General features: G+C 65.3%; 23 protein-coding genes. 14 read left to right on the top strand and 9 right to left on the bottom strand.

Features of this window, described 5'->3' with window-relative positions; genetic code table 11:
* The coding region (locus I6F17_RS25025; RefSeq protein WP_225190447.1) for a transposase at positions 1-280 on the top strand (280 nt) is incomplete at its 5' end.
* Positions 281-681: 401 nt separating this feature from the next.
* On the opposite strand, the gene I6F17_RS25020 is transcribed toward I6F17_RS25025, so the two are convergent.
* Together I6F17_RS25020 and I6F17_RS25015 are read right to left on the bottom strand one after the other, a co-directional pair.
* The gene (locus I6F17_RS25020) at positions 682-1,461 is read right to left on the bottom strand and encodes a class II aldolase/adducin family protein (protein ID WP_225125043.1); all 780 of its coding nucleotides are present in this window, start codon (positions 1,459-1,461) and stop codon (positions 682-684) included.
* A 186-nt stretch (positions 1,462-1,647) separates the two neighbouring features.
* Positions 1,648-3,297: a glycosyltransferase family 39 protein gene (locus I6F17_RS25015; RefSeq protein ID WP_225125041.1), complete on the bottom strand. Its 1,650-nt coding sequence runs from the start codon at positions 3,295-3,297 to the stop codon at positions 1,648-1,650.
* 329 nt (positions 3,298-3,626) lie between these two features.
* On the opposite strand from I6F17_RS25015, the gene I6F17_RS25010 reads away from it, so the two are divergent.
* The gene (locus I6F17_RS25010; RefSeq protein ID WP_036042941.1) at positions 3,627-4,490 is read left to right on the top strand and encodes a hypothetical protein; all 864 of its coding nucleotides are present in this window, start codon (positions 3,627-3,629) and stop codon (positions 4,488-4,490) included.
* A gap of 148 nt (positions 4,491-4,638) precedes the next feature.
* Positions 4,639-5,055, top strand: coding sequence for a MucR family transcriptional regulator (locus tag I6F17_RS25005; protein WP_036005917.1), 417 nt, complete (start codon positions 4,639-4,641; stop codon positions 5,053-5,055).
* Positions 5,056-5,185: 130 nt separating this feature from the next.
* Here I6F17_RS25005 and I6F17_RS25000 read toward each other — a convergent pair whose 3' ends face one another.
* Positions 5,186-5,614, bottom strand: coding sequence for a SufE family protein (locus tag I6F17_RS25000; protein ID WP_036005915.1), 429 nt, complete (start codon positions 5,612-5,614; stop codon positions 5,186-5,188).
* 69 nt (positions 5,615-5,683) lie between these two features.
* A complete protein-coding gene (locus I6F17_RS24995; protein WP_036042942.1) occupies positions 5,684-6,142 on the bottom strand; it encodes a DUF5330 domain-containing protein in 459 nt (152 codons plus the stop codon).
* A gap of 413 nt (positions 6,143-6,555) precedes the next feature.
* Between I6F17_RS24995 and I6F17_RS24990 the strand changes: the two genes are divergently transcribed.
* From I6F17_RS24990 to I6F17_RS24975, 4 genes are all read left to right on the top strand, one after another.
* Positions 6,556-8,421, top strand: coding sequence for an ATP-binding protein (locus I6F17_RS24990; RefSeq protein ID WP_036042943.1), 1,866 nt, complete (start codon positions 6,556-6,558; stop codon positions 8,419-8,421).
* Complete coding sequence (locus tag I6F17_RS24985; protein ID WP_128262624.1) at positions 8,414-9,130, top strand: peptidoglycan-binding domain-containing protein; 717 nt, start codon at positions 8,414-8,416, stop codon at positions 9,128-9,130. Before I6F17_RS24990 ends, I6F17_RS24985 begins: the two co-directional genes overlap by 8 nt.
* A 147-nt stretch (positions 9,131-9,277) precedes the next feature.
* On the top strand, positions 9,278-9,490 hold the full coding sequence (locus tag I6F17_RS24980; protein WP_024339804.1) for a hypothetical protein: 213 nt from the start codon (positions 9,278-9,280) through the stop codon (positions 9,488-9,490).
* A 46-nt stretch (positions 9,491-9,536) separates the two neighbouring features.
* On the top strand, positions 9,537-9,881 hold the full coding sequence (locus I6F17_RS24975) for a DUF1491 family protein (RefSeq protein WP_036005907.1): 345 nt from the start codon (positions 9,537-9,539) through the stop codon (positions 9,879-9,881).
* 82 nt (positions 9,882-9,963) lie between these two features.
* On the opposite strand, the gene I6F17_RS24970 is transcribed toward I6F17_RS24975, so the two are convergent.
* Positions 9,964-10,938 (bottom strand): DUF2336 domain-containing protein, encoded by a 975-nt coding sequence (locus I6F17_RS24970; protein WP_225125039.1) that lies wholly within the window; start codon positions 10,936-10,938, stop codon positions 9,964-9,966.
* A 255-nt stretch (positions 10,939-11,193) separates the two neighbouring features.
* Here I6F17_RS24970 and I6F17_RS24965 point away from each other — a divergent pair, with 255 nt between their 5' ends.
* From I6F17_RS24965 to I6F17_RS24940, 6 genes are all read left to right on the top strand, one after another.
* A complete protein-coding gene (locus I6F17_RS24965) occupies positions 11,194-11,382 on the top strand; it encodes a hypothetical protein (protein ID WP_036005903.1) in 189 nt (62 codons plus the stop codon).
* A 16-nt stretch (positions 11,383-11,398) separates the two neighbouring features.
* Positions 11,399-12,160: a hypothetical protein gene (locus I6F17_RS24960; RefSeq protein WP_225125037.1), complete on the top strand. Its 762-nt coding sequence runs from the start codon at positions 11,399-11,401 to the stop codon at positions 12,158-12,160.
* 212 nt (positions 12,161-12,372) lie between these two features.
* Positions 12,373-15,774, top strand: coding sequence for a CHAT domain-containing protein (locus I6F17_RS24955; protein ID WP_225125035.1), 3,402 nt, complete (start codon positions 12,373-12,375; stop codon positions 15,772-15,774).
* 24 nt (positions 15,775-15,798) lie between these two features.
* Positions 15,799-16,242 (top strand): hypothetical protein, encoded by a 444-nt coding sequence (locus I6F17_RS24950; RefSeq protein WP_036042948.1) that lies wholly within the window; start codon positions 15,799-15,801, stop codon positions 16,240-16,242.
* A gap of 8 nt (positions 16,243-16,250) precedes the next feature.
* Entirely contained in the window at positions 16,251-16,460 is a 210-nt protein-coding gene (locus tag I6F17_RS24945; RefSeq protein WP_036042958.1) for a hypothetical protein, read from the top strand.
* A gap of 2 nt (positions 16,461-16,462) precedes the next feature.
* On the top strand, positions 16,463-17,227 hold the full coding sequence (locus I6F17_RS24940; RefSeq protein WP_225125018.1) for a hypothetical protein: 765 nt from the start codon (positions 16,463-16,465) through the stop codon (positions 17,225-17,227).
* Positions 17,228-17,262: 35 nt separating this feature from the next.
* On the opposite strand, the gene arsC is transcribed toward I6F17_RS24940, so the two are convergent.
* From arsC to I6F17_RS24920, 4 genes are read right to left on the bottom strand one after another with little or no spacing between them, the layout of a single operon-like run.
* A complete protein-coding gene (arsC, locus tag I6F17_RS24935; RefSeq protein ID WP_036042950.1) occupies positions 17,263-17,664 on the bottom strand; it encodes an arsenate reductase (glutaredoxin) in 402 nt (133 codons plus the stop codon).
* Entirely contained in the window at positions 17,661-18,719 is a 1,059-nt protein-coding gene (gene arsB / locus I6F17_RS24930; protein WP_036042951.1) for an ACR3 family arsenite efflux transporter, read from the bottom strand. Before arsB ends, arsC begins: the two co-directional genes overlap by 4 nt.
* Before the next feature lie 2 nt (positions 18,720-18,721).
* Positions 18,722-19,249: an arsenate reductase ArsC gene (locus tag I6F17_RS24925; RefSeq protein ID WP_036042952.1), complete on the bottom strand. Its 528-nt coding sequence runs from the start codon at positions 19,247-19,249 to the stop codon at positions 18,722-18,724.
* Entirely contained in the window at positions 19,242-19,604 is a 363-nt protein-coding gene (locus I6F17_RS24920) for a metalloregulator ArsR/SmtB family transcription factor (RefSeq protein WP_225125016.1), read from the bottom strand. The genes I6F17_RS24925 and I6F17_RS24920 overlap by 8 nt, the downstream gene beginning before the upstream one ends.
* Before the next feature lie 124 nt (positions 19,605-19,728).
* On the opposite strand from I6F17_RS24920, the gene I6F17_RS24915 reads away from it, so the two are divergent.
* Positions 19,729-20,046, top strand: coding sequence for a metalloregulator ArsR/SmtB family transcription factor (locus I6F17_RS24915; RefSeq protein WP_225125014.1), 318 nt, complete (start codon positions 19,729-19,731; stop codon positions 20,044-20,046).
* Positions 20,047-20,051 lie beyond the last annotated feature (5 nt).

Below are 20,051 nucleotides of genomic sequence, written 5' to 3'. Positions count from 1 at the left end.
TTACGACGACGATAGCGGTAAACGCTCCGGCGCCCGTCACATCGAAGGTGGCCGTGAGCGCCTGCGTTGGGCGCTCTACAACGCGGCTCTTGCGGCATCCTCCCGCTGGAACCCGCAGCTCAAGGCTTTCTATGGTCGGCTGATCGCCGCCGGCAAACCTCATAAATGTGCGCTGGTCGCTTGCGCCAGAAAGCTGCTCGTCACGATCAACGCCGTCGTCGCCCGCGGAACTCCCTGGATGGCCGAGGTGCCTCAACTCGCCAAGCTGCCAGCCGTCTGACCTCGTTTCTTTGTTCGATCAGGCGACCGTTTCTTCGTCCCGACCTGCCGCCACAACGACGCCGCGCGCGGCGGCCGTCAAGGCTGGCCGTCGCTCTGCTCTCGCCTCATACCCGCTGCCGCCAGGCCACGCCTTGACGGTCGCAAGCGCGGCGTCATGCTCAAGGCAATCGGGCGCCCGCTTTAATGGTTGCTACGAGAGCATTCGCTACGAAGACTCTCTCCCGTCATTGCGAGCGCAGCGAAGCAATCCAGACTGTCTCCGCGGAGGGATTCTGGATTGCTTCGCTGCGCTCGCAATGACGACTCAAACAAAAAACGCCGCCCGGAATTGGGCGGCGTTTCATTCCAATACGTGCAGAGGTAGTTCGACGTAAACACTACCTCAATTTCGTGAATATCTCAAGACCGGTAGCCGGGATTGACGCGGTCGAGCTTGCGCAGCAAGGGCGGCCACACGAGGTTGTTTGCGCGCAGCTCGGCGCGGTCGCGGTTGGCGAGCAGCTCGGTGTTCTTCTCGATCGCGATATCGTCGACCGGATAGACCGGCGTGCCGAGCGCGCGCGTGCGCACCTGCATCGAGCAGGCGCGCTCGAGATGGTACATGCGCTCGAACGCGGAGGCGACCGAGCGACCGACCGTCAGCGTGCCGTGATTGCGCAGGAGCATGTGGTTGTGGTCGCCGAGATCCTTCTGCAGCCGCGGCCGCTCCTCGTGGTCGAGCGCGATGCCTTCATAGTCGTGATAGGCGAGGTCGTGGGTGACGAGCTGGGCGGTCTGGTTCAGGGGCAAGAGCCCTTCCGCGCTGCTCGACACCGCGGTTCCGTCGAGGGTGTGGAGATGCAGCACGCAGATCGCGTCCTCGCGCACCTCGTGGATCGCCGAATGGATGGTGAATCCGGCAGGGTTGATGCTGTACTCGCTCTCGGAGAGCTGATTGCCGTGCAGGTCGACCTTGACGAGGCTGGAAGCGGTGATTTCCTCGAACATCAGCCCGTAGGGATTGATCAGGAAATGATGGTCGGGGCCGGGCACGCGCGCGGAGATGTGGGTGTCGACCAGATCGTCCCAGCCGTACAGCGCGATCAGGCGATAGCATGCGGCGAGATTGACCCGTTGCTGCCACTCCGCCTCCGTCATGTTGGAGGGGATTTCCCTCAGGCGGGCTTCTGCTGGCGACATGGCTGATCTCTCCGAACCTCGTTGTTGCGGAGGAGGAGCGTAGTACCGCTCGCCGCTGGCAGCAAGGCGCGCCGGGAGCGCGGCAGTTCAGCGTAGCCCGCATGGAGCGAAGCAAATGCGGGGCCGCTCGCGCGACACGGCAGGTCCCGGATTACGCTTCGCTCCATCCGGGCTACGGGGAGATGACTACGGCGCCGGGATCGACAGCAGGCTGGAAATGCCGCGGCCGCGGATGTCGTAGACGCGCGCGAACACCACGTCGTCGCGCTTGATCTCGACCATGACCGGGGCGGTGAGGCCCTTGCAGTAGAACTCGCCGAGCGTCATGGCGAAATCGGCCGCGTTGGAATCCCAGCCGATGGTGAAGTCGGGCCCGAGCGCCACCTGGGCCGGGCGCTGCGGACCGCACACCGCCACCTTCCATTTGCGGTTGCCAGGCGGCACTTCCTGGCGCTCGACGAGCTGCTCGCGCAATCCGTCGGAGGCCTGCTTCAAGGCGAGGCCCCAATAGTCCAGCATGAAGCGGTCGTCGGCGCCGCGCACGGTGCCGGCAATGTGGTTGAAGTGCGTGTATTGATAGGGGTGCAGCCGGATCATCTCGGCGAGCGACAGCGCAAGGCCGAAGCAGAAGGTGGCGAGCACGACCGGCTGCCAGGTGCGGTGATTGGCCCGCAGGCGCTCCATGGTCCAGGCGAAGGCGACGCCGCCGAGCACCGCCATCGGCGGGATCACGAAGACGAAATGGCGGATGCCGTTGTAGAGCGCCGGGCGCTTCACCATCGCGATCGCGAGCGGCAGGGTAGCAGCCAGCGTCAGCATCAGGAGGATGGTCTTGCGGCGTGCCGGAACCTCGCGCCGCGGCAGCATGGCGAAGGTGCTGACGATCGCACCGCCCATCAGAACCAGCATCACCTCGGGCAGCTGCAGGGCGAACAGCGTCGGCAGATACGACCAGGGCATGTCGGGCACCGACACGATCGCACCGTCGAACATCTCCTTCCACGGCTTCTCGAAGAAATGCGAGAAGTAGGTCAGCGCCGCCAAGGGATTGCCGGGCTCCATGATCGACCACGGCCAGATCAGGCCCATCACGAGGTAGCCGAGCACGAGGCCTGGCAGCAACACATAGACGACATGGGCGAAGCGGCGAACGGATTCGCGCGGACCTTCGGTGCGCAATTCCTCCAGGAACAGCGGCACGAAGCCGACCACGGCGTAGACGAGCGCGAGTCCGCCGAGAACACGGCAGCCGAGCGAAAGGCCGGCCCCCAAGCCGACGATCAGGATCGTGCGCGGCGATGGCTGCGGATATTCCTCGGCGAGCCGGACGAGGCCGAGCATCAGGACGACCATGGCGACCGCGAAGGGTGCATCCTTCGGGTTCATGAACATGTGGCCGTAAAAGGTCGGGCAGAGCGCAAGCAGGAGGAGGGAGGCCAGACCGGCAAGCGGTCCGCCGATGCGGCGGCCGAGCCGCCATGTCACGGCAAGCCCGATTACGCCGACGATGGCGCCGACCAGACGGCGGGTCTCGAACAGCTCGAGCGGAATGACCTTGTGCAGCAGGGCCGCGACCATGTCGAAGCCGCCGCCATACATGTAGAGATTGGCAAAGGAGAGCGCCGCGGTGTCCTTGAAGCCGGAACCGAACATGCGCAGCAGCAGGTCGGCATATTCGGCGTGGGTGTAGTCGTCCCAGCCGAGCCCGTAGTCGCGGAAGGTCAAGCCCGCAATGACGGCGACCGCGGCCAGCACCAGCATGGCGAGATCGTCGCAAGTCCGTTCGATCGAGCGCCGCCGAGGCGTGTCGATCGCCGAAGTCGTGATGGATGTCATGGCTATCGGTGCCCCGGAATCCCCTTTTGGCCCTGCTGGCGCGCGCGGGCCTCAACCCCGGACTCCCTATAGCGCAGTTCCATTACCAAGTAATTGGGCATTATGGCTAAATTCCTGATGCGACGCAGCAATTCCGGTTGGCACCCATTCAGATGACTTTGCGAGCAGCTTTAGCAGTAGCGAGCCCCGGCTGAAGGGAATGTGAATAAGTCCCTGATTTCCTTCCCTTTAGGAACACTGCCCAGAATTGGCCGTTGGCGTGGAACAGCGTATGACGGTATCGTGGCGTAGCGGTTCTCGCGCGTGATGCGCGGCCGGGGGTGAGTTCGATGAATTTGGCATTGCTGATCGTGGGGATTTGCGCCGTGCTGGCGGGTCTCCTCGCGGTGATTTTCGGCATGACGATCAGGGAATTCAGCCTCGGTGGGACTCTCATAGTCTCCGGCACCATTGGCGTCTGCTCCGGAATGTTACTGGTCGGCCTGCATCTGGTGCTGCTCGAGCTCAGGGGCATCGCGCGCCGGCTGGCCGGTGCGGTCGCGCCATCCGAGGTTCGGGTCAGGCCCGCGCTGCCGGGCCTCGCTGTGCCTGGCGTAGTCGCGCCCGAGCCGGTGCCCGCTGCGGCGGTGAGAGCCGAGCCGGCGCCGCCGCCACCGCCCGCAAGTCCGCCGCCGTGGCAGAGCGAAGCTGCAGCGCGCGAGCGGCCGCGTGCCGAGGCACCGCAGCAGGAGCCGGAAGCCCCGACACCGCCTCCCGCTCCGGAAGCGTCGCGCCGGCGCAACCTGCTGTTCGCCTCGACCTCGCGCAAGGAGCGCGAGCGCGCGGAGGCAAAATCCACTGAAACTGCCCCGCCGTCTGCGGAGCCCAGCGAGGCCCCGAACCTTTCGCCCCCTGCGAGCTTCGACGTCGCCTGGCCGAAGCCGGACCGTGCGCGCCCGCCGGAGCCGCCGGCCGCCCAACGCCGTCCGCCGCCGCCGCGCTCGCCGTCGACCTTGGCGGAGACCGCTCCTGCGCCGGCGCCCGAGCCGCCGCCCGTGGAGCCCCCGCCGGTGACGGTGCTCAAGTCCGGCGTCGTCGATGGCATGGCCTATTCGCTCTATTCCGATGGCTCCATCGAGGCGCAGATGCCGGAGGGCATGATGCGCTTTGCCTCGATCGACGAGCTCCGTGCCCATCTCGACCAGCGCGGTTGAAGCGACTGCGCGCTCAAGTAGACCGGCGCCTTTCACCAGTAATCAGTGCGTCGCCGTCAGTCATCGTGTTTCAGCCGAATGTATTCTTGACAGGGAATACTTCGGTGCCGTCAATCCTGTAAGCCACAAGCGGACAAGGGAGGGGCGCATGTCGGATGCGGGGGCGAAGAATTTCATCGAGCTGACCGCGAGCATCGTGTCGGCCTATCTCAGCAACAATCCGACGCCGGCGGCCGAGATTCCGAACCTGATCAGTCAGGTGCATGGCGCCTTGGTGCGGGTCTCGTCAGGCCGCACCGAGACCGCGCCGCTGGAGCCGGCCAAGCCCGCCGTTTCGCTCAAGAAGTCGATCGCGCCCGATTATCTCGTGTGCCTCGAAGACGGCAAGCGCTTCAAGTCGCTGAAGCGCCATCTGCGCACGCAGTACAACATGACGCCGGAGCAGTACCGCGAGAAGTGGGGCTTGCCGGCCGACTATCCCATGGTCGCCCCGAACTATGCGGTGGCGCGCTCGCAGCTGGCCAAGCAGATGGGGCTGGGGCAGCAGCAGCGGAAGCGGAAGTAGCGTCGTCCAGTTTTCAGCGCGCTCCGCCCTCATCCTGAGGAGCCCGCAAAGCGGGCGTCTCGAAGAATGGCCGCACCATCCGGGCCTTCATGGTTCGAGACGCGCTTCGCGCTCCTCACGATGAGGATCGCTATGACGCTTCCGCGAGCGCCTCTCTCGCATCGGTCTTAATGCGCTCGACCATAGAGCGCAGGCCGTTGGAGCGCTGCGGCGTCAGATGATCGCGAAAGCCGAACTCGTTGAACACGGCGATCGCATCGGTATTGAGGATCTCCCGCGGCGTGCGGCCCGAATACAGCGCGAGCACGATCGCGACCAGCCCGCGCACGATATGGGCGTCACTGTCGCCGCGATATTTCAGGACCGGCTCGCCATTGCTGCGATCGACCGTCTTCTGCAGCCAGACCTGGCTGACGCAGCCCTGCACCTTGTTCTCGGCCGAGTGTTCCGCCTCCGGCAGCGGTTCCAGAGTGCGGCCGAGCTCGATGACGTACCGGTAGCGGTCGTCCCACTCGTCCAGAAGCTCGAAATTGTCCCTGATGTCGTCAATCGTCGTCATATCGGCCCGCAGTTCCCGCCTACCGCCAATATAGAGACGCGAAGCCCTGAAATCGATAGGGCTTGGACGCTAATTCGCCGGCCCCGGTCCGCGCCATTCGAGCGCAAGGTCGTCCTGGGTCAGGGTATCGCGCGGGGCCTCGCTCGCTGCAAGATCGCCTTCGCCGGCCAGCGCGATCGAGCCGGTATGGTCGGGCGCCTTCTTGCTGTCGGTCTTGCTGCCGTCGTTCCTGCCGCCGTCGTTCTTGTCGTTGGTGATCTGCTCTTTCTTGTCGTTGATGATCTGATAGAGCTTCTTCGCGCCGTCCTGGGCGCGCTGGCCGATGATGGTCGCGGCCTGGCCGCCGACCTCGCAGGCCGCCGGCTGGCGCTTGCAGAACTGGGTCACGTCGGAAACGGCCGCGGTCGCGGCCTGCACCGCATCGGCGGCGCCGATCTGCGGCAGCTTGTCCGATTCGGGCGTCTTGTCCCGCGGCAGGAGCACCAGCACCAGCCCGAGCCAGAATGTGATGCGGAGCAGAAAGCGCATCTTATCGACCTGTCCGTTAGACTCCGCCCGCGGCGATCTCCCGCGGATGTCGGACCTAGCGATCCTCGATAAATCGCAAGTGATTGCCTTGAGCTTAATTCGCGGAAAATTGACGCAAGATTCTTCGGGAGCGACGTTCCGGTAAATTTTCGATTGACGCCCGTACCCATGGTTCTGCCGGCCGCCCCGCATCCACCAATTCGAAACCATGCGGAGCAGGGTGAAACCCCGCGTTCACCATTCGCAGCGAAGACGTCGCCAAATCGTCTAAAAAGCTCCGCGATAACGCGGTGTCCGGCCACACGCTGTGCCGCCTTAGCACTCGTTTAAGGTCGCTCTGACACGGTGGCTCAACGACAAGGAGGCGTTCCGGCGCGTCTTCCAAGAGACGATTGAGCCGAAGCGCGAGACCCGTGACAGTTTTGAGTATCATCCGCGATTGTCTCGATGCACTGCTGCATCCCTCCGCGCGCTACGATGCGCTGATGCGCGCGCGCCATCGCGCCTTCATGGCACCGCGGCTGCTCGGCAGCCTCGCCGCCTTCGCTGCATTTCCGGTCTATCTCGCCATGCGCGGCGCGCCGAGCGCGATCGAGGTCGCGGCCTTTGCCTGGCTGATCGCGCCGATCATGTTGTCCTGGTTCCTGTCGCGCACCGGCCGTTACGAGGGCGCGCATGTGCTGTCGTCGCTGGCGCTCGCCGGCCTGATCATGGCCGTCGCGATCACGACGGGCGGCATCGAATCCTTCGCCGCGGTCTGGCTGATCGTGGTTCCGCTCGAAGCTGCGCTGTCGGCCTCGCGCCGCGTCGCGGCGTTTGCCTCGCTGCTTGCGCTGTCCTGCGCCGGAATGCTCATTCTGGTCACCCAGCTCGGCTGGCTGCCGGTGGTTGAGCCGAGCGCCGCCGAGCGCGGCGTGCTGATGGCTTTCGGCGTCGCGTCCGCCACTCTTTATGCCGCCGGCCTCGCCTTCGGCGCGGAATCGCTCGCGCGCACCAGCGTCGCGCTGTTGTCGCGCGAGGAGGAGCGTTACCGCCTGCTGGCGCGCAACATGAGCGATGTCATCTCGCGGCATCAGCGCAACGGTGCGGTGCAATTCATCTCGCCGGCGGTGGAGGCCATGCTCGGCGCGCAGGTGGCGCAACTGCTCGGCCACGGCCTGTTCGACCGCGTCCATGTCGCCGATCGGCCGGCCTACCTCACGGCACTGTCCGACGCGGCGCGCGGCGAGGTGCGCAGCGTTGAGTTCAGGCTGCGGCGCGAGCCCGTCGCCGAGCGCGGCCAGGTCGATTTCATCTGGGTCGAGATGCGCTGCCGTCCGCTCGATCAGGACAGCGCGCGTGACTTCACGTGCGAAGCCGAAGTCGTCGCGGTGATGCGCGACGTCACCGACCGCAAGCTTTTCGAGCAGGCGCTGGACCAGGCGCGCAGCGCCGCCGAGGCGGCCGATGCCGCCAAGACGCGCTTCCTCGCCACCATGAGCCACGAGCTGCGCACGCCGCTCAACGCCATCATCGGCTTCTCCGAGATGATCGCGCAGGAGCAGGCCTTGATGCTGGGTGCTGCGCAGCGCAAGGAATACGCCCAGCTGATCAACGATTCCGGCCAGCACCTGCTGTCGGTCGTCAACGGCATCCTGGACATGTCGAAGATGGAAGCGGGCAATTTCGAGATCGCGTCCGAGCCGTTCGCGCCGCGCGCTTCGCTATTGCATTGCTGCAATCTGCTGGCGCTGAAGGCGCGGGAGAACGGCATCGACCTGATCACCGACGCGCCGCAGGACCTGCCCGTCATGACCGGCGATCCCAGGGCCTTCAAGCAGATCGCGCTCAACCTCGTCGCCAACGCCATCAAGTTCACAGAGCGCGGCGGTCAGGTCTGCGTATCGGCCGCGGTGTCCGGCTCGCAGCTGACGCTGCGCATCAGCGACACCGGCGTCGGCATCGCGCCCGACGATCTCAAGCGCATCGGCGCGCCGTTCTTCCAGGCCGGCACGACCTATCAGCGCCGTCACGAGGGCACCGGCCTTGGACTTTCGATCGTGAAGAGTCTCGTAGCGTTGCATCTCGGCGAATTGACGGTACAAAGCAGGTTGGGCGAGGGCACGGCGGTCACCGTCAAGCTGCCGCTCGTCTACACGCCGCCGCAAGCCAAGCCGGCCGAGCGCAAGATTGCGACGCTGACGCCGGCGCTGCGCCAGGATCTTCAAGGTCAGGATCTTCAAGACCAAGCTCACGACCAGTCTCAGGAACAACCCGCTCTGGTGAAGAAAAGTGCCTAAGAAGTCTGCCAAGGACGAAGCCGCTCCGCGCCGCCGTGGTGCCAAAGCTGCGGTTGTCGACGTCGAGACCGAGCGCAACCTCGTGATGCGCGTGCTGCTGCACAGCCCCAAGGACACGCTGGCCGGCCTCGTCGCCGTCGCCGCGATCGCCGCGATCGTTGCCAATGCGCTGTTCCTCCAGACCGGCCGGCACCCCGCGCCGATGTTCGGCACGGTGATCAATCTTCCCGCGCCGTCGTCCGTGCCGCTGTCGAATCCCATGCCGCGTCCGCGCCCCGTCGGCGCCGATACCTCGCCGCTCGAGCCGCGCGCGACGGAGTTCCGCGTCGAGCCCAAGCCGGTCGAGCCCAAACCCGCCGAGCGTGCCGCCGAGAAGCCGCCCGAAAAGCCGGTCGAGGCGACCGCATCGACGCGCTCGAACGATCCGATGACCAATCTGGTCAAGGCGACCACCTCGACACCGCCCGCGGCCCTGCGTCCGCCGGCGCCGATCCCGGCGCAAAGCCCGGCCGCACGCCGCATTGCCGGCGTGCAGCGCGCGCTGTCCGAATACGGCTACGGCAATTTGAAGATCACGGGCAGCATGAGCGCCGAGACTCAGGCCGCAATCCAGAAGTTCGAGCGCGAGCACAAGATGCAGGTCACCGGCCAGGTCTCCGACCGTTTGCTGCGCGAGCTCGCCGCTGCGATCGGCCGCCCGGTCGAATAGCCGCACGTCGAGTGTCGTTGACGCAGGTCAATTGCCGGCGCCGGCACGATGGACCGGATCCGATACGATCGCGATTTGAGTGGGATCAATGACGGCCGGCGGCCGCAGGAACAAGATGGCTCATCTCATAAAGGAAGAGAGGTCGTCATGTTCAAGGTCTCGATTCTCGTCTGGATCATGCTCGGCACGACGCTGGCGGGCATCAGCCTCATCGTGGTGCTGATGGTCCCGAGCTTCGCCGCCGACGCCATCAGGAACATTCCCTATGCCGTGGCGGTAGGATTTGCACTCGCTATGCCGCTGTCATACTTCATCGCAACGCAGATTCGCGGTGGTCAGGACGGCACGCGCAAGGCGTGAGACGTAAAGCTGGCGTGAGGCCTCGCGCTGGCCTATCGTCGAATTCATGCGTTTGAAATCCAATATTTGGGTGGCGGCTTACTTGCGCCGGTGCCAGACCGAGGGCGTGTTCGGCGCCGTGCGGCGTCGCGGTGCCGAGGAGGCGGGCGCGGTGTTCGTCAAGGTGTCGCTGCTCGACGGCCATGCCATGCTGTATGCGCCGGCGCCGCAGACCGTCTATGACGACGGCCGGCCGGTCGACCGCTTTTTCGTCCCTGTCGCGCCGCAGCCTCTGCCGGATCACACGATCGAGGAGCGGCTGACCAAGGAAATCCGCTTCGATCCGGATGCCTGGATCGTCGAGACCGAGGATCGCGCGGGCCGGCATTTTCTGGAATTGGCTAAGGCGTAGCCTCAACCGTCATTGCTCGCAATGACGGGGTTGGAGTTCGTTGCGTGCCTCACCGCTGCCGCTCGCTGAGGCGGCGTACAAATCAGCGATCCGACGGATTAGTCCCGGTCCGCACCGCCGGGCTCGAGCCGGGCTGCACGCCCGGCCGCGTCTGGCTCGCGCCGGCGCGTGCGCGCTGGCGCTCCCCGTCATGCAGCGAGGACTGATACTTCGCGCGGGTGACCGCGAGCGTCGAGCCGCGCCAGGCCGCCAGCATCACCAGCGCCGATCGCTCGGCGAGACGGTCATAGAGCCGCGACAGGCGGTACACGGCGTTCACGGACGTTCCGATCTCCGGCTTGAAGAACAAGAGAATGCGCTGGAACACCGGGCTCGGCATGTCGAGCGCGCGTGCGGCAACGGCAAGCGCCTCGCCGCCGGCATCGTCGACGATCTGGGCTGCGACGCGCGAGGGCAGGATCAGGCTGTCGCCGAGCTCGAAGGTGAAGCTTTCGATATCGCCCGCGATCGCCGCCATCTCCAGGATCTGGATCGCGCGCTTGGCGGGCACGGTCGGAATACGGGAGGCGGCTTTCAGCGGGGTCTGCGCCAGATTGTGCAGGATCAGCGCGCGCTCGGAGGCGCCGGCGCGGAAGAACATGTCGTGGATCTCGGCCGCCTCTTTCGGCTGCATCGCCAAGTTGGCGGCCATGCGTTGCTCGGCCTCGGTCGGCACGCGCGCTGGAGCAGGCGCGCGCGGCGGGGCGGGGATCTCCCGGGCCAGTGGAACCCTGCGGCCTTCCTGGGTGGCGACCAGGCCGAGCTTCTGCAGGATCGGGACGGGCGTCTGCGGATAGACCGCGAGGCGGGCCTTGACGGCCGCGCGCGTCGCGTCGTCGACCTGGTCGATCAGCCGCGTGGCGAGCTCGACGAATTGCCGCTGCTCGTCGTCGCTGTGGGTGCTCGTCTGGACATAGAGGTCGGTCAGCACGCGCAGCAGCGTCGGACGGACATCGACACCTTCGCGACGGGACAGGGTCATCAGCCCGTCGAATCCGGGAAACAGCGACTTGGTCATGGAGGCGTACGCAACTCGGGAAAGATACTTGGGGGCGAGCCTAGCGCAGCTTCGTTTAAAGCCTCGTTAAGGAAAACGAGGCGTGAAGCCGACCCTGCAATTTGGGTCGTTGTCGTGCCGCAACGGGACGGCGCGGTGCGGTCCGTGCGGCTACGGTTGAAGCGGCCCGTTTACACCCCGTTAACCATGAGCTGATCTTAATGAATGCATGTTGCAGGGGCGCGTTCGGTCGCGCGGCAATTGAAGAGAGCTGACATGGGGACCATCATCGAATTTCCGGCCGGTCGCCGGGTGGGCTCGTCCGGGGATGTCGCTCCTCGCGCGGACATGGGAACGGTCCTGATCCTTCCCGTGATTCGAATCGAGCGCGAGGCGGATGAAACCAGCGGCGATCGCGGGCCGGAGCAGGGCACAGCGCCGGGGCGCCGTCGTCGCCGTCGCTGACATCCGGCTTCATGTAATGCCGGACGTCATCCGCCAGATCCGGCCTGTCCTATCGGCCGTCCTGCTCACGCTGCTGGGCGCCTTGCTCGCGGCGTGTAGCGGCGGCGACTTCGGCCGCACCCGCGAGAGCATGCGCAGCGACGACATGCATCGCTGGCTCGGTGCGGAGGTCACCTCCAGCGTCGGCCTGAGACCATCGCAATTCCAGCTCACCGACGAAGAGCGCCAGCTTCGCGATCTCGCCTATCCCATGATCGAGCCGCCGCTGTCGCGCCCCGCATGGAAGAGCGTGTTCGGCGACTACAAGGCGCTGCCCTCGCCGTGGCGGCAGAAGGTCGTGTTCGACCGCACCATGTACGGGCGCACGCTGATCGACGAACCGCACCGCTCGCTTTCCTCGCGCTATGCGCAGCTGATCGAGGACGTGCGCAACGACATCACCCGCTTCGAGCCGTTCTTCGCATCCGCGATCCGCGTCATCGATCTCGACAGGAAGCGCGATGCCAGCATGGCGCGGGTCTCCGCGCTGTCGCCGAGGGAGAGGGACGACGCGGTCGCGCGCATGCAGGAGAACTCGCTGATCATCCAGTGGGTGCAGCAATGCCTGGAGCAGCGCATCTCGTCCTACCGCTGGGCGCTGGAGCGCCTGGTGATCCAGGCCCCCGACGGCATGGCCGCCGACGCCGATCGCCTGATCGGCGAGCTCGCCGCCCAGACCGCCAATCCGCCGGTCCAGGGGCAACCGCCTTACGGGCGCGCGGTCGTCTCGAAGGGCTAAGCACGAGTCCTCAGCCCTTTGAGCGCGGCCGCCCCGCGGCCGATCGGCCCGATTCCCCGGGCCGCCTGACCGGTTCTACGGGAGTGCGCCGTCTCTAGCCGCCCGACCTGTCGAGGTCTCCGGGAACCGCATTGATGGCCCTTGTCCTTCCGCGCAGGCCGGATAGGATCGCATCGTTTCTTCGAATTCATTTTATTCAAAGGTCCTTCGAGATGAGCTTAGACGCCGCGCGTCCGCGCAAGAGCCGTCGGGACATTTCCTCGCGCCGCCTGTTGGCAGTTGCCATTCTGCTCGGATCGACCGGCTCCGCGGTCGCGCTGACCAAGGAAGCAGCGCTCGAGAATTGCCGGATGAGCGTCGGCAGGCCGATCGTGCAGGCCTGCATGCGCGCCGGCGGCGCCAATCTCGAAGCTTGCCGCGCCAAGGCCTCGCCCCAGGTCAGGGCCTGCGTAATGGCGGCGCTGAACGCCGCCAATGGCCGCGCCAATGTCGCCGTCGAGCTTCCCAAGGAAACGGCGCCAAAGCTTGAGGCAGGCACGGCACTGCCGAAGGATTTCGTCGCCCCGCCGCGCAGCATCTCCGACATCACGGCGATCCTCGACGGCGACAAGCCGAACGAGAAGATGATCGCGGAATTGAAGTCGGAGGCCGACGCCGTGCCCACGGGCAAGGAGTCCCGCCAGGACCTCGCGCAGCTCTATTTCGATCGCGCCAATGCCCGCGCGCAGCTCGGCCGGCTCGCCGAAGCGATGGCTGACGCCGACAAGGCCGTGGAGGTCGGGCGCGGCGCCGTCGGCCCGAATTTGCTGGGGCGCATGTTGCAGCTCCAGTCCCTGCAACACTCGCTCGCGGGCGATCCGAAGCGCGCGCTCGAGATCATGCAGAGACTTTTGCGCGAATCGGCCAGCATGCCGGGCGCCAAAGGATTTCAGTTCGTGACAAACCGCGGGATCGCGGCCGTTCTCATCCAGATGGGCGACCTCGCACAGGCTGAAGCCTATCTCCGCCGCAGTCAGACCGCGATCCAGGAGGCCCGCACCAGCGGCCATCCCAATTGGCGTGCGGCCTATGCGAAGTTCGGCCAGAGCTGGGAAGGCGAGATGGAGCTCACTCGCGCCGTGATCTTCGAGGCACGCGGACAGTTCGCCGATGCCGAGGCCGCCTATCGCACCGCCGAGCTGCGCAAGCGCGCAAGCACGAAGGCCATCATGGCGTCGGACAGTGCGCCGGCCGAGACCCTTCTGCTGCAGGCGATCGATGGCACCGTGTTGAGCCAGGCGCGCATGAAGGCGAAGCAGGGCAAGCTGGCCGAGGCCGAGGTGGATGCGCGCCGCGCGCTGCTGTCGCGCCTGAAAGATACCGGCAAGTACAATCCGGTTACGCCGCGCTTCGTCATGGGCCTGGCGGGCATTTTGGTCGATCAGGGCCGCTACGAAGAGGCCGAGAAGCTCGGCCGTGTCGCCCTCGACATCAACAAGACGGTGGGTGTGCCCGAGGATTCGCAGGCGACGGTGCAATTGCTGTCGCAGCTTGCGGGCATCCTGACGCTTCGTCGCGAGAACGCCGAAGCGGGCGAAATGTTTGCCAGGATAGAAAAGGCCGTTGCCAGCTGGGACCCGCAGCGCCGCCAGGTGTTCGAGCTCAATCCCTCTCGCATCCTGTCCCTCTATGATTCCGGACAGCTGGACGCCGGCATTGCCGCCGCGGAGCAGCTCGTGAAGAGGCAGATCGCACGCGTGGGGGAGAATCATTTCGACGCCGCCTCGGCACGCGGCACGCTGGCGGTCGGATTGATGCGCGCCCGCCGCGATGCCGATGCGATCAGGGAGTTCAAGGCCGCCATTCCGGTGATGATGGCGAGCGCCAACGAGAACGCCGACGACGAGAACACGACGGTGGTGGCCGCGCGCAGCCAGCGGCTGCAGACCATCGTCGAGAGCTATCTGCTGCTGCTCGGCAGGGTGGAAAGAGGCGGCACCAATGTCGGCGAAGAGACGTTCAGCCTGGCCGATGCCGTCCGCGGCCGCTCGGTGCAGCAGGCGCTGGCTGCCTCGAGTGCGCGTGCGGCCGCAAAGGATCCCGCGCTCGCCGAGCTCGTGCGCAAGGAGCAGGATCTGAGCAAGCAGGTCAACGCCCAGCTCGGTACGCTTAACAACGTGCTCGCGCTTCCCGCAGCGGAACGCGACGAGAAAGGCGTGCAGCAGATACAAGCCTCGATCGCAGCGTTGCGCGGCCAGCGCGACAAGGCGCGCCAGGAGATCAAGCAGAAATTCCCGATCTATGCCGATCTCGTCTCGCCAAGGCCGCCGAGCGTCGCCGAGATCCGCGCGACGCTGACCGACGGCGAGGCCATGCTGTCGTTCTATTTCGGCCAGAACGGCAGCTTCGTCTGGGCCGTGCCGAAGTCGGGGCCGGTGGCATTCGCCGCCGTCCAGGCCAGGATCGGCGACATCGAGAGCAAGATCCGCAAGCTGCGCGAGGCGCTCGAGCCGCAGGCGGCGATGATCTCGGACATTCCACCGTTCGATCTCAAGCTCGGCCATGAGTTGTACGAGCTGCTGCTCAAGCCGGTCGAGAGCGGCTGGAAGCCGGCCAAGAACCTGATCGTTGTCACCAACGGTGCGCTGGGCCTGCTGCCGCTCGCCTTGTTGCCGACGGCACCGGCGGAGGTGGCCGCCGACGAAGACCCGCTCTTCGTCGGTTATCGCAACGTGCCGTGGCTGGCGCGAACCCATGCCGTGTCGACGGTGCCGTCGGCGGCGGCGCTGCGCACGCTGCGGCAGTTGCCGCCCGGCAAGCCCGGCCGCGGCGACCTCGTCGCGTTCGGCGATCCCTATTTCAACAGCGATCAGCACGCCGAGGCGGAAGGCACGGGTGAGAAGATTCAGCTGGCCGATGCCGGCGGCAACATCACGCGCGGGGGGCCGCTGAAGCGGCGCAACAGTCCCAAGCTCGACGGCGTCGATAGCGCCGAACTCGGTCTGTTGCCCCGTTTGCCCGACACCGCCGACGAGTTGAAGTCCATCGCGCTGGCCTTGCAGGCGGATCCCTCGAAGGTGCTGTTCCTCGGCAAGAGCGCGACCGAGAGCGCGGTGAAGACGATGAATCTCTCCGGCTTCAGGATCCTGGCCTTTGCCACCCACGGTCTTGTTCCGGGCGAACTCAACGGACTGACGCAGCCGGCACTCGCTCTGTCGTCGCCGGTGGTGACGGGCGAGGGTGGCGACGGACTGCTGACGATGGAAGAGATTCTCGGTCTCAAGCTCGATGCGGACTGGGTCGTGCTGTCTGCCTGCAATACCGGCGCCGGCGCAGGCGCAGGGGCCGAGGCGGCCTCCGGGCTGGGCCGCGCGTTCTTCTACGCCGGCACGCGCGCCCTGCTGGTGACGAACTGGTCGGTGCACTCCCAGTCGGCGCGGCAATTGGTGACGGACCTGTTCAAGCGGCAGGCCGACGATCCCAAGCTGTCGCGCAGCGAAGCGCTGCGCCAGGCGACGATGGCTCTTGTCGATGGTCCCGGCTATCTCAACAGCGAGGGCAAGACCGAGTTTGCCTATGCGCATCCGCTGTTCTGGGCGCCTTACACGATCATCGGCGATGGCGGCTTGCGTTGACGAATGGGAAAGGGGGCGAGGAAAATGAAGCGGAATGCTCTACTGGCTCTGGTGGTTGCAGGTCTGTTGGCCGCGGGATCCTCACGCGCCGCGCCATTGATCACGGAAGAGGAGGCCAAGCTGCCGCCTCCCAAGGGCGCGGTCGCCGTCGATCAGCGCGGCATCATGCGCGGCCCGAAGATCGAGTTCGTCTCGCCGGGCGCTCCCGCGAATTCTCCTCTGCGGCTGGTGTTGAAATTCCAGTCCTATGGCGGGGCCAAGATCGATCCGGAATCGGTCAAGGTGATCTTCCTCCGAACGCCGAACGTCGACCTGACGCCTCGGGTCAAGCCCTTCGTGCAGCCAGACGGCATCAACATGCAGGATGCGGAGTTGCCGCCGGGCGAGTACACGATGCGTGTCGACATCAAGGACAGCGATGGCCGGCCGGGCACGACCGTCTTCACCCTGAAGGTTGCGCCCAAGTGAGCTCGCAGGTGAACTCGCAAGTGGCGTGCCTCTACTGCCGGTCGGAAAATGCCGAGGGTGCGCTGGTCTGCGCCTCGTGCGGGCGCGACATCGCCGTTCCCGCCACGCTGCTTGCGGAGCGCGACGATCTCTTGCGCAAGCGCGAGGATCTGCGCGATGAACTGAAGCGGGCCAGAGGCGAGATCGAAGCCATTATGAGGCGAAGGAAGTCGCGCTAGCGATGGAATGTCCGTTCTGCGCCGAGACGATCAAGGACGAGGCCATCGCGTGCAAGCATTGCTCGCGGGACCTGCGCGTCGTGCGCCCGACGCTGCTCGAGATCGACGAGATCGTTGCCGATCTGGACAAGCTCAGGCGCGATCTCGACCGCGTCAATGTCCGCCTCGAGCGCTACAACAATCCCTTGCGCTATTACGGAACGCATGCGGTGCTTTATGTCGCGATCCCATCCCTGCTGCTGGTGATCGCGCATGTGCTCGTGACCATCACCTTCAACCTGTCGCCGATCCCGCTTCGGATCGCGTCGATCGCCGTGCCGCTCTTGTTCGGATTCGTTGCTTATCCGCTGCACAGGGTCTACGTCCTCACGGCATTGGTGCTCGCGTTTCTCGCCGCTTGTGTCAGCATCCTGGCGATGCTGACGATCACCGGAATTCACGATGACGTTCCGATCCTTCCGGCGGTCTGGATCGAATGGCGTGAAGTGTTCGAATATGGCGCGAGCATCCTGCTCGCCTTCGTCTCCGGCAACATTCTCAGCGTCGTGATCTTCCAGATCCTGCCGCGTGTGCTGACGCAGGGCGGCAAGCCGAACGCGTTCGCCTTCCGGATCGCGCGTCTGCTGGGGCAGCATGTCGGCGAGGAGCAATTGCGCCGCCGCGCTCGCTTGATACAGGACCTTATGCAGACCGTGGGGCCGCTGGTCGGCGTTGCCGCAACCGGCGTCGGCTCGATCTATGCGGGCCTGAAGGGCTTGCTGGGATAGCTCGACTGCATCTTTCTCAGGGCGCGCTTGCAGGCCTATCGCGCTTCCACCACTTCGCCGTCTTCCTTCACGAAGCGGCCGACCGGATTGTCCAGGAGATCGACCACCGCTTCCGACGGCCGGCACAGCCGCGTGCCCTTCGGCGTCACGACGATCGGACGATTGATGAGGATAGGGTGGGCGATCATGAAATCGAGGAGTTCGTCGTCGCTCCATTTGGAATCGTCCAGGCCGAGGTCCTTGTATGGCGTTCCCTTCTCGCGCAGCAGCGCGCGAACCGGAATGCCCATGACCGCGATCAGCTCCTTGAGCTTGTCCCGCGACGGCGGCGTCTTGAGATATTCGACAACGACGGGCTCGACGCCGCTCTGCCGGATCATCGCCAGCGTGTTGCGCGAGGTGCCGCAGGCGGGGTTGTGATAGATCGTGACGCTCATGACCGGGTCTCCACGACGGTAGCTTCGCTGCGCCTCTCGCTCGCTTCATACCAACCCCGCGTGGCCTTGACGATGCGGACGACGGACAGCATCACCGGGACCTCGACGAGGACGCCGACCACGGTCGCCAGCGCCGCGCCCGAGTCCAGGCCGAACAGGCTGATTGCAGCAGCGACCGCCAGTTCGAAGAAGTTGCTCGCGCCGATGAGCGCGGCTGGAGCCGCGACGCACCAGGCCACGCCGAACCGCCGGCTGAGCCAATAAGCCAGGCCCGCATTGAGATAGACCTGCACGAGAATAGGGACGGCAAGGATCGCGATGACGCCGGGCTGCCGGACGATCTGCTCTCCCTGGAAGCCGAAAAGCAGCACCAATGTCGCGAGGAGCGCGACCAGCGAGAGAGGCTGCAGCATCCGCATGACGCGGTTGAAGCTTGCATCGCCGCCTCGCAGCAGCATCTTGCGCCACAGCTGAGCGATGATCACGGGAACAACGATGTAAAGCAGAACGGATAGAAGCAATGTGTCCCAGGGCACGCTGATCGAGGCCACTCCGAGCAGCAACCCCACGAGCGGCGCAAACAGGAAGACCATGATCACGTCGTTGAGTGCGACCTGGCTCAGCGTGTAGTGAGGCTCGCCCTCGCAAAGATTGGACCACACGAACACCATCGCGGTGCACGGTGCAGCCGCAAGCAGGATCAAGCCGGCGATATAGGATGGGATCTGACCGGACGGCAGCCACGGTGCGAAGAGGTGACCGATGAAGAAGGAGCCGAGCAGCGCCATCGAGAACGGCTTTACGGCCCAATTGATGAAGAGGGTCACGCCGACGCCGCGCCAATGCTCCCGGACCTGGCCCAGCGAGCCGAAGTCGATCTTCAGCAACATTGGCACGATCATGAGCCAGATCAGCATCGCGACCGGCAGGTTGACCTTGGCGACCTCAGCGGCCGCAACGGCGCCGAAGAGGCCGGGCATCACGTGGCCCAGCGCCACGCCGACCACGATGCAAAGAGCAACCCACAAGGTGAGGTACCGTTCGAAGATGCTCATCGTCACGCCACGTCGCTCTTGCCGGACGTTGCCCCCTCGGAGCGTCCGATTTCCCGAAGCTTAGTTCCCAGCGAAAGCCGGTCGATGCCGCTGAGCGGCAGGTTCACGAAGGCGCCTATGCGGTTCTTCAAGTAGCGGAAGGCCACCGAGAAGGCCGCAAGCCTTTCGATCTCGGTGCCTTCGACCACCGCAGGATCTTCGATGCCCCAATGCGCAGTCGTCGGCTGACCCGGCCAGAGGGGACATGCTTCTCCGGCGGCGTTGTCGCAGACGGTAAAAACGAAATCCATCACCGGCGCATCGGCCGCTGCGAACTCCAGCCAGCTCTTCGAGCGCATCCCGTCGATCGGGTAGTCCATGCTTTGCAACGTGCGCAGCGCCAGTGGATGCACGGCGCCCTTCGGCGTGCTCCCTGCGGAGAAGGAGCGAAAGCGCCCGGCACCGTCCTTGCGAAGGATCGATTCGGCCAGCACGGACCGGGCTGAATTGCCCGTACAGAGGAACAGCACATTGTAGACGCGGTCAGGCACGGACCTTTTCCTTTCGTTTTGGCGAGCAGCACGATTGCAGGCTCTCGACGACGGGCTCGCAGACTTCCGGCCGTCCGCCGCAGCAATCGCGCAGCAGGAAGAGCGCGACGTCGCGAAATTCGTCGAGATTGGCGCGGTAGACGATCGAGCGGCTGTGCCGCTCGGAAGTCACGAGGCCGGCGCGGCTCAGAATCGACAGATGCGCCGACAGCGTGTTTTGCGGGACTTCCAACAGGCGGGCGAGATCGCCGGCCGCAAGTCCGTCAGGTTCGTGCCTGACCAGCGTCCGGAACGCCTCCAGGCGGGTCGGTTGAGATAGCGCGGCGAGCGCCAGGACGGCTTGTTCAGTTTCCATATATCCAGATTTATGGAAATTTCCGGCAACATGTCAACCTGAAATCCGGTATGGCGGCCTCGTATTTCCAATATTCTAGGATTATCGTTTGACAGCGGAGCTGCACGGGCGCATTGTGGCGCTCATGAAGATCGACGACGCAGCAGCACGCCTGGAAGCCTTGGGCAATCGGACCCGCCTGCAGATTTATCGTGCGCTGGTCCGGGCCGGGCACGCGGGCATGCCGGTCGGCCGCCTGCAGGACAAGCTGAAGATCCCGGCCTCGACGCTGTCGCACCACATCAAGACCCTGGTCGCGGTCGGACTGGTCAGTCAGATCAGGGAATCGACGACCCTGATCTGCCGCGCCAATTTCGACGCCATGCGCGGGCTGGTCGACTTTCTGGCCGCGGAATGCTGTGCGGAAGAAGTGGGGTGTGAGGATGCGCAGACCGCGGCCTGATTGAT

This window comes from Bradyrhizobium sp. NBAIM18 (assembly GCF_020193825.1).
Lineage (GTDB): Bacteria > Pseudomonadota > Alphaproteobacteria > Rhizobiales > Xanthobacteraceae > Bradyrhizobium > Bradyrhizobium yuanmingense.
The sequence above is the reverse complement of the archived record's forward strand: the minus strand, read 5'-3'. Positions and strand labels throughout refer to the sequence as shown.

Coding starts and splice junctions, on each gene's coding strand:
- I6F17_RS25020 (WP_225125043.1), bottom strand. CDS start 1,461: ATGTCGCCAGCAGAAGCCCGCCTGAGGGAAATCCCCTCCAACATGACG.
- I6F17_RS25015 (WP_225125041.1), bottom strand. CDS start 3,297: ATGACATCCATCACGACTTCGGCGATCGACACGCCTCGGCGGCGCTCG.
- I6F17_RS25010 (WP_036042941.1), top strand. CDS start 3,627: ATGAATTTGGCATTGCTGATCGTGGGGATTTGCGCCGTGCTGGCGGGT.
- I6F17_RS25005 (WP_036005917.1), top strand. CDS start 4,639: ATGTCGGATGCGGGGGCGAAGAATTTCATCGAGCTGACCGCGAGCATC.
- I6F17_RS25000 (WP_036005915.1), bottom strand. CDS start 5,614: ATGACGACGATTGACGACATCAGGGACAATTTCGAGCTTCTGGACGAG.
- I6F17_RS24995 (WP_036042942.1), bottom strand. CDS start 6,142: ATGCGCTTTCTGCTCCGCATCACATTCTGGCTCGGGCTGGTGCTGGTG.
- I6F17_RS24980 (WP_024339804.1), top strand. CDS start 9,278: ATGTTCAAGGTCTCGATTCTCGTCTGGATCATGCTCGGCACGACGCTG.
- I6F17_RS24975 (WP_036005907.1), top strand. CDS start 9,537: ATGCGTTTGAAATCCAATATTTGGGTGGCGGCTTACTTGCGCCGGTGC.
- I6F17_RS24970 (WP_225125039.1), bottom strand. CDS start 10,938: ATGACCAAGTCGCTGTTTCCCGGATTCGACGGGCTGATGACCCTGTCC.
- I6F17_RS24965 (WP_036005903.1), top strand. CDS start 11,194: ATGGGGACCATCATCGAATTTCCGGCCGGTCGCCGGGTGGGCTCGTCC.
- I6F17_RS24960 (WP_225125037.1), top strand. CDS start 11,399: ATGCCGGACGTCATCCGCCAGATCCGGCCTGTCCTATCGGCCGTCCTG.
- I6F17_RS24955 (WP_225125035.1), top strand. CDS start 12,373: ATGAGCTTAGACGCCGCGCGTCCGCGCAAGAGCCGTCGGGACATTTCC.
- I6F17_RS24950 (WP_036042948.1), top strand. CDS start 15,799: ATGAAGCGGAATGCTCTACTGGCTCTGGTGGTTGCAGGTCTGTTGGCC.
- I6F17_RS24940 (WP_225125018.1), top strand. CDS start 16,463: ATGGAATGTCCGTTCTGCGCCGAGACGATCAAGGACGAGGCCATCGCG.
- arsC (WP_036042950.1), bottom strand. CDS start 17,664: ATGAGCGTCACGATCTATCACAACCCCGCCTGCGGCACCTCGCGCAAC.
- arsB (WP_036042951.1), bottom strand. CDS start 18,719: ATGAGCATCTTCGAACGGTACCTCACCTTGTGGGTTGCTCTTTGCATC.
- I6F17_RS24920 (WP_225125016.1), bottom strand. CDS start 19,604: ATGGAAACTGAACAAGCCGTCCTGGCGCTCGCCGCGCTATCTCAACCG.
- I6F17_RS24915 (WP_225125014.1), top strand. CDS start 19,729: ATGAAGATCGACGACGCAGCAGCACGCCTGGAAGCCTTGGGCAATCGG.